This is a genomic window from Streptomyces sp. NP-1717, assembly GCF_022695985.1.
In the GTDB taxonomy this organism is placed as follows: domain Bacteria; phylum Actinomycetota; class Actinomycetes; order Streptomycetales; family Streptomycetaceae; genus Streptomyces.
On the sequence record NZ_JAAPBF010000171.1, the window covers coordinates 1 to 15,316 of the forward strand.

The following is a 15,316-nucleotide window of genomic DNA, read 5'->3' on the forward strand; positions in this document are numbered from 1 at the left end:
AGTCCCAGTCTCAGTCGGTGTCCCAGGGCCAGTCCCAACCGCAGCCGCCCGCGATCACGCCCGCTGCCGCGCCCGCCCAGCAGCAGCAGCCCCAGTTGCCCCCGGCCGCGTCCCCTTGGGCGACGCCCTCCGCACCGGCCACACCGGCGACTCCCGCCGCGACGGCGCAACAGAGCGGCTACGGATTCCCGCAGCCGGGCCGGCAGGGGCAGCCGGGCGGGCCCGCGCCTGCCAACTCCGGCCCCCACGCCCCGTACGCACAGAGCGGTTACGGCTTCCCTCAGCAGCCCGGTCAGCAGGGGCAGCCGGGCCACCAGGGCCCGCAGCCCGGCTACGGTTTCCCCCAGCCCGGACAGCCGGGCCAGCCGCCGCAGTCGGCCCAGCCCGCCCCGTACGTGCCTGCCCAGCAGCCGCCGCAGGCCCCCCGGACTCCTGAGATGCCGCCCGCGCAGGCGCAGCAGTCACAGCCGCCCAACCTGCCGGCTCCGGCTTCGCCGACGCCCCATCTGCCCGCCCAGCAGCAACAGCCGTACCAGCAGCCCCCGCAGGGCAACGCGCCCGGCGGCGTGCCCGGGGCCGGCCCCGGTGCAGCGCCGGGGTCCGCGCCCGGCGCACCGCCCATGGACCCGCGCTCCGGCGGGGGATGGCCGACGACGATGGCGCACGACCAGCGTGAGCGTTCGGTGCCTGGTGCGCCGCTCGGCTACACCGCCGCCGTCGAGCTGTCCTCGGACCGCCTCCTGCGCAACAACAAGCCGAAGGCCAAGAGCAGCCGCACTCCCTCCGGCGCCTCCCGCTTCAAGATCGGGGCGAAGAAGGAGGAGGCGGAGCGGCAGCGCAAGCTCGAACTGATCCGCACACCGGTGCTCTCCTGCTACCGCATCGCGGTCATCAGCCTCAAGGGCGGCGTCGGCAAGACGACCACCACTACCGCCCTCGGCTCCACCCTGGCCACGGAGCGGCAGGACAAGATCCTGGCGATCGACGCCAACCCCGACGCCGGCACGCTCGGCCGCCGGGTGCGCCGTGAGACCGGGGCGACCATCCGGGACCTGGTGCAGGCGATCCCGTACCTCAACTCGTACATGGACATCCGCCGGTTCACCTCGCAGGCACCGTCCGGGCTGGAGATCATCGCCAACGACGTGGACCCGGCGGTCTCCACGACGTTCAACGACGAGGACTACCGGCGCGCGATCGAGGTGCTCGGCAAGCAGTACCCGATCATCCTCACCGACTCCGGCACCGGTCTCCTCTACAGCGCGATGCGCGGAGTGCTCGACCTGGCCGACCAGTTGATCATCATCTCGACCCCGTCCGTCGACGGGGCGAGCAGCGCGTCGACGACGCTGGACTGGCTGTCGGCCCATGGATACGCGGATCTGGTGCAGCGGTCCATCACCGTCATCTCCGGCGTGCGCGAGACCGGGAAGATGATCAAGGTCGACGACATCGTGCAGCACTTCCAGACGCGTTGCCGCGGCGTCGTCGTCGTGCCGTTCGACGAACACCTGTCGGCGGGCGCCGAGGTCGACCTCGACATGATGCGGCCGAAGACCCGGGACGCGTACTTCAACCTGTCGGCGCTGATCGCCGAGGACTTCGTACGCGCCCAGCAGCAGCAGGGGTTGTGGACGGCGGACGGCAACCCGCCCCCGCACCTCGCACCGCCGATGCCGGGACACCAGGGCCATCCGCAGGCCCAGCACGGGCAGCACGGGCCCGGCCAGCAGGCTCCGGGGCAGCCGCCCTACGGGCAGCCGCAGGCTCCGGGACAGTACGGACACGGCCAGGCGCCCGGACATCAGGTCCCCGGCCAGGCACCCGGCCACGCCCCGGGCCAGCCCGGGGCGCAGGGCCAGCAGCCCCCCGGTCCCGGTCAGCAGTACCACCCCCAGCAGCCCTATCCGCAGCAGCAGGGCTGGCAGCAGTCGCTGCCGTCGCAGGCGCAGTCGTCCGGTGCCCCGGCCGGTCTGCCGCCGGGCCAGTACCCCGGCGCCCAGCCGCAGCACCAGCAGCCCGCACAACCGGGCCAGCCCGGTCAACAGGGACAGGCCGGACAGCCGGAGTTGCAGGGTCCGGTTCCGCCCGCCGGATGGCCGCAGCAAGAGCCTCCGCAGGCTCCGTCAGCGCCTCAGCAGTAAGGCGACAGAGGATTAGACCAATGAGGGTCCGCACCGTCTTCACGGTACGGACCCTCATCGCATTCCCGCAGCCCACACGGGGTTTCGACGCCCGTTGACGTGGCCCGACCAGCGCTGATAAACCTTCGCTTCACCAGTTGGTGAGCTGGAGTCAACTCAGTCACCCCCCGCAGCCGACGCGAGCAACCGATTCAAGCCACCGCTTCGAGTGACCGCTCGGAACGGTGGCCCCGACCATCCGTCAACCCGCCAACTCCCGCCCCGTTTCGCTGCTTTCCCGCTTCTCCGTTGCTCCACCGCTCCGCTGTTCTCTGTTGTTCTCTGTTTCTCCGTGCGAGTGATGACGCGAGGTCACGACCCATGGTCACAAGGATTCCACCGCGTACGACGCGGCAGCCCACCCGGCAACGCTCCCGATTCCGTCTCCTCCTGGCCTCCGGTGCCGCTGCCACTGCGATGGTGGCCGGTTCCGTGGTCCCGCTGAGTCCGCTGCTGCCCGCGGCGCCGCAGGCCCAGGCGGCGCCGAACGCCCTCAACGCCCCGGCCGCGGCCGACGGCAAGAAGGTCCTCACGGTCGCCGTCGACCAGAGCATCGACTCGCTGAGCCCGTTCCTGGCACAGACCCTCGTCGCCACCAGCGTCCACCGGCTCACGTACGAGTACCTGACCAACTACGACGCCAAGGACGCCCGCACCGTCCCGGGCTTCGCGACCGAGTGGACGCCGTCGGCGGACAAGCTGACGTGGACCTTCACCATCCGCGGCGATTCCAAGTGGTCCGACGGCAAGCAGGCCACCGCCGAGGACGCGGCCTGGACCTTCAACAAGATGATGACGGACCCGAACGCCGCGACGGCGAACGGCAGCTTCACGTCGAACTTCAAGAAGGTCACCGCACCGGACCCCACGAAGCTCGTCATCGAACTCAAGAAGCCGCAGGCGACGATGACGGCGCTGGACGTGCCGATCGTGCCCAAGCACGTCTGGGAGAAGGTCGGCGACTTCTCCAAGTTCAACAACGACAAGAAGTTCCCGATCGTGGGCAACGGCCCCTACGTCATTGAGGACTTCAAGGTCGACCAGTACCTCCGGCTGAAGCCGAACAAGGACTTCTGGCGCGGCGCGCCGAAGTTCGACGAGCTGGTCTTCAGGTACTACAAGGACAAGGACGCAGCGGTCGCCGCTCTCCAGAAGGGCGAGGTCTCGTTCGTCTCCGGTCTGACGCCGGCCCAGGCCGCGGCGCTCGGCAGCGCCGACAACATCAAGGTCAACGACGCCCCCGGACGCCGCTTCTTCGCGCTCGCCACCAACCCGGGCGCGAAGGCGAAGGACGGCAAGGCCTTCGGCAACGGCCACAAGGCACTGCTGGACCCGGACGTCCGCAAGGCGCTGTTCCACGCCGTCGACCGCAAGACGATCGTCGACAAGGTCTTCCAGGGCCACGCGGTGGAGGGGCAGGGCTACATACCTCCGCGCTTCGACTCGTACTTCTGGGAGCCCTCGGGGAGCCAGAAGATCGACTACGACCCGGCGAAGGCAGCGACGCTCCTCGATGACGCGGGCTACGAGAAGAACAGCAGCGGCAAGCGCATCGGCAAGGACGGCAAGCCGCTCGACTTCCGTATCCTCTGCCACGCCACCGACCCGAACGACAAGGCCGTGGGCAAGTACCTCCAGGAGTGGTGGGGCGACCTCGGCATCGGTCTCAAGGTCGAGTGCCTGGACAACGTCTCCGACCCGTGGCTCGCGGGCAACTACGACCTCGCCTTCGACGGCTGGTCGGTCAACCCCGACCCCGACTACGTCCTGTCGATCCACACCTGCGACGCCCTGCCCGCCACCGCCGACGCCTCCGGCGCGACGGACAACTTCATCTGCGACAAGAAGTACGACGACCTGTACGCGAAGCAGTCGGTCGAGTACGACACCGCCAAGCGCACCGACCTGGTCAAGCAGATCCAGTCGCGTCTGTACGACACCGGGTACATGAATGTGATGGCCTATCCGAACGCCGTCGAGGCGTACCGGACGGACCAGATCAAGTCCATCACGACCATGCCCGAGGCCGCCGGCAACATCTGGGGCCAGGACGGCTACTGGAGCTGGTGGTCCGCCGTACCGGCCGACGGGACGAGCGAGGCGGGTTCCGAGAGCGGCTCGTCCACCGGCACGATGGTCGGGATCGGCGTGGCCGTGGTGTTCGTGGCGGCACTCGGCATCTTCTTCGTGATGCGGCGCCGTTCCACCGCCGAGGACCGTGAGTAGGGCGGTGGGGACGGCCGCGACGGCGATCGGGACCAAGGCCTGGAACGGGGCCGGGAACGCGGCCGGTTCCGAGACCGGAAACGGCACCAGGAGCGGCACGAGGACCGTGCACACGACCGCGAACAGGGGGTCCGGGAGGCTTCCCCGGAAAGACACCGTATGAGCACCGCAAGCACCCCCGGTGTGGTGCGGGACGCCGTCGACGACCCGGTGAAGACCGGGCCGTCCGGCGGCACCCGCAGCCGCGCCACGGGCCACTGGACCGGCTATCTGCTGTACGTGGCGGGCAAGCTGGGCGGCGCGGCCGTCTCGCTGTTCGCCGTCCTCGTCACCAGTTTCTTCCTCTTCCGGATCATCCCCGGCGACCCGGTCAAGGCCATGACCCACGGCAAGCCGACGTCGCTGGAGCAGATGGCCACGCTGCGCAAGCAGTTCGGACTCGATCTGCCGATGTGGCAGCAGTTCACCGAGTACTGCACGAAGGCGCTGACAGGCGATCTGGGGATCTCGTACCAGTTCCACGCCCCCGTCGGCGAGCTGATCGCCGAGAAGGTGCCCGCGACGCTGCTGCTGACGGGCGTCGCCGTGCTGATCTACTCGACGCTCGGCCTGTGGCTCGGTACGCGCTCCGCGTGGCGCCACGGCGGGCTCGGCGACCGGGTCAACACCGGTGTGGCGCTGACCCTCTGGTCGGTGCCGTCGTTCTGGCTGGGACTGCTGATGATCATCGTGTTCTCGGTGGGCATCGGGCCGATCCCCGGGATGTTCCCCAGCGGCGGGATGGAGTCGGGGGACGAGACCGGCTTCGCGTATGTGCTCGACGTGGCGCACCACATGGTGCTGCCGGTGGTGACGCTGGTCGCGGTCGGCTACGCGCAGACGCTGCTGGTGATGCGGTCCTCGCTGCTGGACGAGATGGGCAGCGACTATCTGACGACGGCGCGGGCCAAGGGGCTGCGGGACGATCTCGTACGGCGCCGGCACGCCGTGCCGAACGCGATGCTGCCGACGGTCACGATGATTTTCATCAACTTGGGCCACGTGGCCGCCGGTTCGATCCTCGTTGAGACGGTCTTCTCCTGGCCGGGCCTCGGCGGGCTGTTCTACCAGGCGCTGAGCGTGCCTGATCTGCCCGTCGTGCAGGGGCTGTTCGTGGTCTTCGCGGGAGCGATGATCCTGATGAACCTGCTGGCCGACCTGTTGTATCCGCTGCTCGATCCCCGGGTGGGCCGATGACCATCGACAAGACGCCGCCGAATCCCCCGGAGTCCGGGAACTCTTCGGAGCCGGGGTCCGGGGCGGAGAAGCCGGTTCCTGCCGCGTCGACCGCGCCGGTCCCGGCGGCCGGCGAGCCTGCGGCGCGGTCCGCCTCGTCGCTCGTGCGGGCGCGGCGGCGCGCCTCCGTGTCCCGCTTCTGGCGCCAGTACCGCGCGCACCGGGCCGGCCTCCTCGGTCTCGCCGGCCTCGCGGTCATCGCCCTGATCGCGCTGACGTCGCCGCTGTTCATCGGCGGCGACGTGCAGAGCGTCACCGACGCGCCGGGAACGGCTCTGGAGAGCCCCAGCGGTGAATTCCCGCTCGGTACCGATCAGTTCGGCCGGTCGCTGCTCGGTCTGCTGATCTGGGGCGCGCGCATCTCCCTGATCGTCGGGCTGCTCGCCGCGGCGCTGTCGGTGGCCATCGGCACCTTCGTGGGCATCATCGCCGGACACTTCGGCGGCTGGTTCGCGACAGTGGCCATGCGGGTGACCGACTGGTTCCTGGTGATGCCGGCGCTGGTACTGGCGATCGTGCTGGCGACGGTGATGTCACGCAGCATCTGGACGGTCATCCTGGCGATCGGGGTGACCTCCTGGCCGACGACGGCACGTCTGGTGCGCGCGCAGACCATCGCCGTCGAGTCGCGCCCGTACATCGAAAGGGCTCGCGCGCTCGGCGGCGGGCACGGCCATGTCATGACGCGCCACGTACTGCCCAACGTGATGCCGCTGGTCCTCGCCCAGACGACGCTCGGAATCTCCACGGCGATCCTGACGGAGGCCACGCTCGCGTTCCTCGGGCTCGGCGACCCCTCCGTCGTCTCCTGGGGAGGCATGCTCCAGGACGCCCGCGAGGCGGGCGCCGTCTCCTCGGGGCACTGGTGGTATCTGGCGCCGCCCGGTATCGCGATCGCGCTCGTGGCGCTCGCCTTCACACTCTGCGGCCGTGCCATCGAGGCCGTGCTCAACCCGAAGCTTGGGGTGTCCCGTTGACCGATACGCCGAACACGTCGAAGACACCGCAAGCACCGGAGCCGGGGACGCGGACGAAGCCGGCGTCGAGCCTGCTGGAGATCAAGGACCTGCGGGTCACGTACGGTACGGGGCCATCCGCCGTCCCCGCCGTACGGGGCGTGGACCTCGTCCTCGAATCGGGCCGCAAGCTCGGCATCGCGGGCGAGTCCGGCTGCGGCAAGTCCACCCTGGCGCTGGCCCTGCTCCGGCTGCTGCCGGCTTCCGCGACGCTGACCGGTCAGGTCCTGCTCGACGGTGAGGACGTGCTCACCATGAAGTGGGGCAGGCTGCGCGCGGTGCGCTGGGCCGGGGCCTCGATCGTCTTCCAGGGCGCCATGCACTCCCTCAACGCCGTGCACCGGATCGGCGACCAGATCGCCGAACCGGTGCTGCTGCACCGTGGGGCGACGCCCGCCGCCGCGCGCAGGCGCACCGTGGAACTGCTGGAACAGGTCGGGCTGCCGGCCTCCCGCGCCGACGCGTATCCGCACGAACTGTCCGGTGGGCAACGGCAGCGCGTGATGATCGCGATGGCGCTGGCCTGCGATCCCCGGCTCATCGTCGCGGACGAGCCGACGACGGCACTCGACGTGATGATCCAGGCCCAAATCCTGCGACTTATCGAGCAGTTGGTCGCCGACCAGGACATCAGCCTGCTGATGATCAGCCACGACCTGGCGGTGCTCTCCGACACCTGTGACCGGCTCGCGGTGATGTACGCGGGGCGGATCGTGGAGGAGGGGCCGGCGAAGGCGGTGTACGACGCCGCCGAGCACCCCTACGGGCGGGCGCTCTCCGCGGCGTTCCCCCGGATCGGGGACCTCTCCTCCCGGCGCGCCCCGCGCGGACTGCCGGGCGATCCGCCCGACCCCTCGTCGCTGCCGTCGGGCTGTACGTTCCATCCGCGCTGCCCCGTCGCGCTGGAGGAGTGCGCACAGGAGGACCAGCCACTGCGGGACGCGGGGCCGGGCCGGCAGGCGGCGTGTGTGCACGTGGGCGGGGCCGTACCCGCGCAGTCGTCCGGGGCGCCCACGGAACTGCGCCCATGACGTCCCCACGCCCCGACGGGGCGGCCGCTCCGGTGCCCCGTGCAGCAAGGCACACGGCGTACGGGGCCGCCTGCCGCACCGTACGGGGCGGCGGGGCCCGACGTCCGCAGAGGGCACGTTCGACCGCGCGGTCGACGCCGCGCCCGCACCGTCTCGCCCGTACGGCCGCCGGGCGGCCACTGCTCAGGAGCCAGTCATGACCACCACGCCCACGCCTCTGCTCTCGGCCACGGGGCTGCATGTCACGTTCCCCGGGCGGCGCGGCGCCCCGACGGCGCGGGCCGTCGACGGCGTCGATCTCGACATCGGCGGGGGCGAGATCGTCGCCCTCGTCGGCGAATCGGGCTGCGGCAAGACCACGCTGGCCCGGACGCTGCTCGGTCTGCTGCCGCCGACGACGGGCGGCATCACCTTCGGCGGAGAGCCACTGGGCTACCAGTCCGCCGCCCTCAAGGCGTACCGCAAGCGCGTCCAGCTGGTGCTCCAGGACCCGAGCGGTTCGCTCAACCCGCGGCACACGGTGTACGACGCGGTGGCCGAGGGCCTGCGCATCCACCGGTACAAGGGAGACGAGCGCGAGGCCGTGGCCGAGGCGCTGTCCCGCGCCGGGCTCCGGCCGCCGGAGCGGTTCTTCCTGCGCTATCCGCACGAGTTGTCGGGCGGGCAGCGTCAGCGCGTCGTCATCGCCGGCGCGCTGGTCCTGAAGCCGGAACTGATCGTCGCCGACGAGCCGGTGGCGTCGCTGGACGCCTCAGTGCGTGGCGAGATCCTGGCGCTGCTGCTGTCGCTCCGCGACGAACTCGGGCTGTCCGCGCTGGTCGTGACACACGACCTCGGGCTCGCGTGGAACATCGCCGACCGGGTGGCCGTGATGTATCTGGGCCGGATCGTCGAGACGGGGCCGGTCGAGCAGGTACTGACGTCCCCTCAGCACCCTTATACGCAGGCGCTGTTGTCGGTGCTGCCGGAGTCAGGAGCCGAACCGGTCGTGCTCGCCGGCGAGCCGCCGGACCCGTCGCGCATCCCGGGCGGCTGCCGTTTCCACGCGCGGTGCCAGATCCTCGCCTCCGGCGAGGCGGAACGCTCCGGGGTCGCCACCAAGTGCCGCACGGAGGCCCTGCCGATACTGACGGGCGGTGACACCACCCAGGTCGCCTGTCACTGGGCCGCCGCCGCTCCAGCCGTCACAGCGGGTGAAAAGACGCTCTGAGCCACCCGCCGTACACCCCAACTCGGAAATACGGTGCCCGAGTTGGGGTCATCGGCGTCGTCAGCGCGCGTCGTACGCCGCGACGAGATCGCGCGAGCGCTTCACGTCGTCGGCGATGGCTTCGAGCAGTGCCTCGATCGAGTCGAACGTGCGCTGCGCCCGGACGTAGGACAGGAAGTCCACCGCGACGTGGAGCCCGTACAGGTCAAGACCCACCCGGTCGATGGCGTACGCCTCCACCGTCTGCTCCGTGCCGTTGAACTGCGGGTTCGTACCGACCGAGATCGCCGCCGGCATCCGCTCGCCGTCGGCGATCAGCCAGCCCGCGTACACCCCGTCCGCGGGGATCGCGGTGTGCGGCAGCGTCTCGACGTTGGCCGTCGGGTAGCCGAGTTCACGTCCGCGTTGCGCGCCGCGCACCACGATGCCCTCGACCCGGTGCGGCCTGCCCAGGATCTCGGCCGCGCCCGCGACGTCGCCCTCGGCGATCAGCCGCCGCGTCAGGCTCGACGAGAAGGGCTCGCCACCGCCCGCCGCACCGCTCACGTACAGGTCGATGACATCGACCTCGTAGTCGTACGTCGCGCCCAGCTCGGCCAGGAAAGCGACGTTACCGGCCGCCCGATGGCCGAAGCGGAAGTTCGGCCCCTCGACGACGGCGCGCGCGTGCAACTTGTCGACCAGTACCTTCACGATGAAGTCGGCGGGCGACAGCTTCGAGAATTCGACGGTGAACGGCAGGACGAGCACCGCGTCCACACCCAGCTCCGCCATCAGCTCGCCCCGCCGGTGGTGCGGCGCGAGCAGCGGCGGGTGCGTGCCCGGCCTGACGACCTCACTGGGGTGCGGGTCGAACGTGACCACCACCGAGGGAATCCCCAGTTCCCGAGCCCGCTCGACGGTGCGCCCGATGATCAGCTGGTGTCCGCGGTGCACACCGTCGTAGGAGCCGATGGTGACGACGCTGCGCCCCCAGTCCTGGGGGATGTCCTCCAAGCCGCGCCAGCGCTGCACTGTGACCGCTCTCCTCGCCCGAACCTGTGTACGTGAATGCCTCTTACGCAGGTCTAAGACTGCCATGCCGTTGGCTTCTGACCCGCATCGGTATCCGGTCACCGAGCGACATCGCGGACCGGCCCGCGCTCGGCCCGGCCACCCTCGCCCACCGCTCCGGATCTCCCGGAGGGCCACACGGCCACGAGCCGGGCGCATCCGGGCCGCTCACGGCCGGGGCGCGACCAGTCGCTGGTCGAGCCGCCCGGCACCGCGGTGCTCCGTGCGCAGCGCTGTACCGACCGCCAACTCCGGCACCGTATTCGGGAATTGGAAGCGGTCGGCCGCCCTGCAGGCGGCAGAGGGGCGCCCAGCACGCGCGCCTGGGCGCCGCCCGTGCGCCATGCCCCGTACCTACGCCCCCGCTCCCCGGCCCTGCGCGCCCGCTCCCCCGCTGCGTGCAGGACCAGCCGCAGAAGGACGCGTAGCGAGTCGAGGGCGCCCCCGGTGCCTCCGGTGCACCCTCCGTTCACTCCGAGCGCCCGGCCGAGGGCGTGAATCCCGGTGGGCGTGTGGACAGGCCTCCTGGGAGGGGGATCGTGGAGCGGGCAGGCGCCGTCGTGCCCGCTCCACGATGAGACCACTGCGCGCGGAGGAACGTCCGATCAGCCGAAGACGGCCAGGCTCTTCGCCTTGCCGCCCTGCTCCTCCACCAGCGCCAGGAACCGCCCGTCGGGCCCGAACGCCGCCACGGGCCCGGAGCGGGCCCCGTCCCGGCGCCCGGGCATGTCCAGCCGTACGCCGTTGAGCAGCAGCTTCGCGCGCTTCTCGTCGACGTCCCAGCGCGCGAAAGCGGTCGCGGCGGCGTCGGCGACCGGCATGACGGTCAGCTGCTCCTGGTGCTGGTCGAGCGTCCTCGCCTCGTCGAGGCCGTACGGACCCACCCGGGTCCTGCGGAGCGCCGTGAGATGTCCCCCGACACCGAGTCCCGCCCCGAGGTCGCGTGCGAGGGCCCGGATGTACGTACCGGAGGAGCAGACGACAGACACGACCAGGTCGACCACGGGCGTACCGTCCTCGGCGACGTCCGGGCGGACGTCGTACACCCGGAACGAGGAGATCGTCACCGGCCGCGCCGGGATCTCGAAGTCCTCGCCGCCCCGTACACGCGCGTACGACCGCTTCCCGTCGATCTTGATGGCGCTGACCTTGGACGGCACCTGCATGATCGCGCCGCTGAGCGCGGCCACCCCGGCGTCGATGCCCTCGCGGGTGACTCCGGACGCGTCGGTGGACGAGGTGATCTCGCCCTCCGCGTCGTCGGTCACGGTGTCCTGCCCCAGCCTGATGGTGCCGAGGTACTCCTTCTCGGTCAGGGCGAGGTGCCCCAGCAGCTTGGTGGCCCGCTCCACGCCGAGGACGAGGACGCCCGTCGCCATGGGATCGAGCGTGCCCGCGTGGCCGACGCGGCGGGTCTTGGCGATACCGCGCATCTTGGCAACGACGTCGTGCGAAGTGAAGCCCGACGGCTTGTCCACGATGACAAGGCCGTCGGGCGTGGGGAGTCGCTGTGTCATTTAGCGGCGGCGCCGTCCGTGTCGTCGTCGGCCGAGGCGACGCCGCCCCCGCCGACCCCGGAGCCGGAGCCGGAGCCCGCCTCGGAGCCCGCCTCGGCCTCGCCCTCCGCGTCCTCCTCGTAGCCCTCGTCACCGGGCTTGCGGTAAGGGTCGGCCTCGCCCGCATAGGTCTTACCGGTCGACACCTCACGCACCTCGGCGTCCTTGAGGCGCGCCTTGTCGAGAAGGTCCTCGATGGTGCGGGCGTTGTCCGGCAGGGCGTCCGGGACGAACGCCAGCGTCGGCGTGAAGCGGACGCCGGTCTGGCGGCCCACCTCGGAGCGCAGAACGCCCTTGGCGCTCTCCAGGGCGGCGGCGGACGCCGCGCGCTCCTCGTCGTCGCCGTAGACCGTGTAGAAGACCGTGGCCTCCCGCAGGTCGCCGGTGACCCGGGCGTCCGTGATCGTCACGAAGCCCAGCCGCGGATCCTTGATACGCCGGTCCAGGGTCTCCGCGACCACGACCTGGATGCGGTCGGCCAGCTTGCGGGCCCGCGCGTTGTCGGTCACCGGTCCGTCACTCTTCCTTCTGGTTTCTTTGTCTGCTGTTCTTGCTGCCCCGACCGCCGCCGACCGCCGCCGACCGTCATCGGCCGTCATCGGCCGTCGACTGTCATCGAACGGACGGTCGGGCGCGGTCGCTCAGCCGTCGGCTCAGTCGTCGTCCCCGTGCAGCCGCCGCCGTACCGACAGCAGCTCCACCTCCGGACGGCCGGCGACCATGCGCTCGCACCGGTCCAGAACGTCCCTCAGATGCGCCGTGTCCCCGGACACCACCGCCAGACCGATCTCGGCCCTGCGATGGAGATCCTGGTCGCCGGTCTCCGCCACACTCACCGCGAACTTCCGCTGGAGTTCGGCGACGATCGGCCGGACGATCGAGCGTTTCTCCTTCAACGACCGTACGTCGCCGAGGAGCAGGTCGAAGGACAGTGTCCCCACATACATGTGTATCCGGATGTCCCGCCGGTACGGGTTCGGGCCCGCCAGCGCTTGGCAGGGGCACATAAACCGTACACGGAACGGCCGGGGCCGATCGACGGATTAAGCACCGTCGACCGGCCCCGGACCGGCGATGCCGCCCGAGCGGGACCCGGGCGGCATCGGCGCACCGCGCGCCACGTCACATCACGTCGGTCACGACGTCAGTCACGCGACACCACGCACCGTCTGCCGTACGACTGCGTCAGCCGTAAGGCAGGCAGTACGTCAGCCGCGCGGCTTCTCGCGCATCTCGTACGTCGCGATGACGTCGTCGATCTTGATGTCGTTGAAGTTCCCGAGGTTGATACCGCCCTCGAAGCCTTCGCGGATCTCGGTGACATCGTCCTTGAAGCGGCGCAGACCCTGGATGTTGAGGTCCTCCGCGATGACCTTGCCGTCGCGGACGAGCCGGGCCTTCGTGTTGCGCTTGACCTCGCCGGACCGGATGAGAACACCCGCGATGTTGCCGAGCTTGGACGAGCGGAAGACCTCGCGGATCTCCGCCGTACCGAGCTCGATCTCCTCGTACTCCGGCTTGAGCATGCCCTTGAGGGCCGCTTCGATCTCCTCGATGGCCTGGTAGATCACCGAGTAGTAGCGGACGTCGACACCCTCGCGGTCGGCCATCTGCGAGGCACGCCCGGCGGCGCGCACGTTGAAGCCGATGACGATGGCGTCGGAGCCCATCGCCAGGTCGATGTCGGACTCCGTGACCGCACCGACGCCGCGGTGCAGGACCCGGATGTCGACCTCTTCGCCGACGTCGAGCTGGAGCAGCGAGGACTCGAGAGCCTCCACCGAACCGGACGCGTCGCCCTTGATGATGAGGTTGAGTTCCTGCACCAGGCCGGCCTTGAGGGCCTCGTCCAGGTTCTCCAGGGAGAACCGGACGCCCTTGCGGGCGAAGGCCGCGTTCCGCTCACGGGCGGCACGCTTCTCGGCGATCTGCCGCGCGGTGCGGTCCTCGTCGACGACCAGGAAGTTGTCGCCGGCGCCGGGGACGTTGGTGAGTCCCAGGACCAGGACGGGGGTCGCGGGACCCGCTTCCTCGACGTTGTTGCCGTTGTCGTCGAGCATCGCCCGGACACGGCCGTACGCGTCACCGGCGACCATCGTGTCGCCGACGCGCAGCGTGCCGCGCTGGACGAGCACGGTGGCGACGGCGCCGCGACCGCGGTCGAGGTGCGCCTCGATGGCGATACCCTGCGCGTCCTGTTCTGGGTTGGCCCGGAGGTCGAGCGAGGCGTCCGCCGTGAGGACCACGGCCTCCAGCAGGCTGTCGATGTGCAGACCCTGCTTGGCGGAGATGTCGACGAACATGGTGTCGCCGCCGTACTCCTCGGCCACGAGGCCGTACTCGGTCAGCTGACCGCGCACCTTGGTCGGGTCGGCGCCCTCGACGTCGATCTTGTTGACCGCGACCACGATCGGCACATCGGCCGCCTTGGCGTGGTTCAGCGCCTCGATCGTCTGGGGCATCACACCGTCGTTCGCCGCCACCACGAGGATCGCGATGTCGGTGGACTTGGCACCACGGGCACGCATGGCGGTGAACGCCTCGTGGCCCGGGGTGTCGATGAAGGTGATCCTGCGCTCTTCGTCGTTGACCTCGGTGGCGACCTGGTACGCGCCGATGTGCTGCGTGATACCGCCGGCCTCGCCCGCGACGACGTTCGTCTTACGGATGGCGTCGAGGAGCCGGGTCTTACCGTGGTCGACGTGACCCATGACGGTCACGACCGGCGGACGCGCGACGAGGAACTCCTCGCCGCCCTCGTCCTCGCCGAACTCGATGTCGAAGGACTCGAGAAGCTCGCGGTCCTCCTCCTCCGGGCTGACGATCTCGACGACGTAGTTCATCTCGCCGGCCAGCACGTGCAGAGTCTCGTCGGAGACGGACTGCGTGGCGGTGACCATCTCGCCGAGGTTCATCATCACGGCGACGAGCGACGCCGGGTTGGCGTTGATCTTCTCCGCGAAGTCGGTGAGCGACGCACCGCGCGACAGCCGGACGACCTGTCCCTGGCCACGCGGCAGCATCACGCCGCCTACCGACGGGGCCTGCATGGCCTCGTACTCCTGGCGCCTCTGCCGCTTCGACTTGCGGCCACGACGGGCCGGTCCGCCGGGGCGGCCGAACGCGCCCTGTGTTCCACCACGGCCGCCGGGACCACCCGGACGTCCGCCGAAACCGGGACGACCACCGCCGCCACCGAAACCGCCGCCACCGGGACGACCCGGAGCACCGCCACCGCCACCGGGACGACCGGCGAAGCCACCGCCGCCGCCACCACCGGGACGACCGGCGAAACCGCCGCCGCCACCGGGACGACCGCCGCCACCGCCACCGGCGGGCCGGCCGGCGCCACCGGGACCACGGCCTCCGCCGGGGCCACCGCCGGGACGCGGACCCGCGGCGGGACGCTGCGGCATCATGCCCGGGTTCGGACGGTTACCGGCGGGGCCGCCGCCGGGACGCGGGGACTGCGGGCGAGGCATGCCACCGGGGGTGGGACGACCGCCCTGGCCACCGGCACCGGCCTGCGGACGGGGACCGCCCTGACCGGCGCCCTGGGGACGCGGTCCACCGGGCGCACCGGCACCGCCGGGACGCGGGGCGCCACCCGGACGGGGCGCCTGCGGGCGCGCCATGCCGGTGGAACCACCAGAGGTGAAGGGGTTGTTGCCCGGACGGGGACCCGCCGGACGAGCACCCGGACGGGCGCCCTGTCCCGCGGGACGCGCGGGGCGCTCGCCGCCGCGGCCACCGTCACGGCCGCCGT

General features: G+C 70.8%; 11 protein-coding genes. 6 read left to right on the plus strand and 5 right to left on the minus strand.

Going from position 1 to position 15,316, the window contains the following annotated elements; translation table 11 throughout:
- The 6 genes from GXP76_RS26420 to GXP76_RS26445 form a co-directional block, all read left to right on the plus strand.
- Window positions 1-2,144 (plus strand): MinD/ParA family protein (locus GXP76_RS26420; RefSeq protein WP_242574108.1); only part of this gene is annotated, 2,144 nt, incomplete at its 5' end.
- Between the two features lie 360 nt (window positions 2,145-2,504).
- Window positions 2,505-4,409: an ABC transporter substrate-binding protein gene (locus GXP76_RS26425; RefSeq protein ID WP_242574109.1), complete on the plus strand. Its 1,905-nt coding sequence runs from the start codon at window positions 2,505-2,507 to the stop codon at window positions 4,407-4,409.
- Window positions 4,410-4,568: 159 nt separating this feature from the next.
- Window positions 4,569-5,645 (plus strand): ABC transporter permease, encoded by a 1,077-nt coding sequence (locus GXP76_RS26430; protein ID WP_242574110.1) that lies wholly within the window; start codon window positions 4,569-4,571, stop codon window positions 5,643-5,645.
- Window positions 5,642-6,661, plus strand: a complete 1,020-nt coding sequence (locus tag GXP76_RS26435; RefSeq protein WP_242574111.1) for an ABC transporter permease — start codon at window positions 5,642-5,644, stop codon at window positions 6,659-6,661. The genes GXP76_RS26430 and GXP76_RS26435 overlap by 4 nt, the downstream gene beginning before the upstream one ends.
- A complete protein-coding gene (locus tag GXP76_RS26440) occupies window positions 6,607-7,731 on the plus strand; it encodes an ABC transporter ATP-binding protein (RefSeq protein ID WP_374362636.1) in 1,125 nt (374 codons plus the stop codon). Before GXP76_RS26435 ends, GXP76_RS26440 begins: the two co-directional genes overlap by 55 nt.
- A 196-nt stretch (window positions 7,732-7,927) precedes the next feature.
- A complete protein-coding gene (locus GXP76_RS26445; protein WP_242574112.1) occupies window positions 7,928-8,941 on the plus strand; it encodes an ABC transporter ATP-binding protein in 1,014 nt (337 codons plus the stop codon).
- Between the two features lie 60 nt (window positions 8,942-9,001).
- On the opposite strand, the gene GXP76_RS26450 is transcribed toward GXP76_RS26445, so the two are convergent.
- The 5 genes from GXP76_RS26450 to infB all read right to left on the minus strand — a co-directional run.
- On the minus strand, window positions 9,002-9,955 hold the full coding sequence (locus GXP76_RS26450) for a bifunctional riboflavin kinase/FAD synthetase (RefSeq protein WP_242574113.1): 954 nt from the start codon (window positions 9,953-9,955) through the stop codon (window positions 9,002-9,004).
- Between the two features lie 644 nt (window positions 9,956-10,599).
- Window positions 10,600-11,511: a tRNA pseudouridine(55) synthase TruB gene (truB, locus tag GXP76_RS26455; RefSeq protein ID WP_242574114.1), complete on the minus strand. Its 912-nt coding sequence runs from the start codon at window positions 11,509-11,511 to the stop codon at window positions 10,600-10,602.
- Window positions 11,508-12,059: a 30S ribosome-binding factor RbfA gene (gene rbfA / locus GXP76_RS26460; protein ID WP_242574115.1), complete on the minus strand. Its 552-nt coding sequence runs from the start codon at window positions 12,057-12,059 to the stop codon at window positions 11,508-11,510. The genes truB and rbfA overlap by 4 nt, the downstream gene beginning before the upstream one ends.
- A gap of 144 nt (window positions 12,060-12,203) precedes the next feature.
- Entirely contained in the window at window positions 12,204-12,497 is a 294-nt protein-coding gene (locus tag GXP76_RS26465) for a DUF503 domain-containing protein (protein WP_242574116.1), read from the minus strand.
- A gap of 261 nt (window positions 12,498-12,758) precedes the next feature.
- On the minus strand, window positions 12,759-15,316 hold a 2,558-nt coding region (gene infB / locus GXP76_RS26470), incomplete at its 5' end, for a translation initiation factor IF-2 (RefSeq protein ID WP_242574117.1).

Bases quoted from the DNA above. Each gene is read 5' to 3' on its own strand.
- GXP76_RS26435 (WP_242574111.1), top strand. From the start codon at position 5,642: ATGACCATCGACAAGACGCCGCCGAATCCCCCGGAGTCCGGGAACTCT.
- GXP76_RS26430 (WP_242574110.1), top strand. From the start codon at position 4,569: ATGAGCACCGCAAGCACCCCCGGTGTGGTGCGGGACGCCGTCGACGAC.
- GXP76_RS26445 (WP_242574112.1), top strand. From the start codon at position 7,928: ATGACCACCACGCCCACGCCTCTGCTCTCGGCCACGGGGCTGCATGTC.
- GXP76_RS26425 (WP_242574109.1), top strand. From the start codon at position 2,505: ATGGTCACAAGGATTCCACCGCGTACGACGCGGCAGCCCACCCGGCAA.
- GXP76_RS26465 (WP_242574116.1), bottom strand. From the start codon at position 12,497: ATGTATGTGGGGACACTGTCCTTCGACCTGCTCCTCGGCGACGTACGG.
- truB (WP_242574114.1), bottom strand. From the start codon at position 11,511: ATGACACAGCGACTCCCCACGCCCGACGGCCTTGTCATCGTGGACAAG.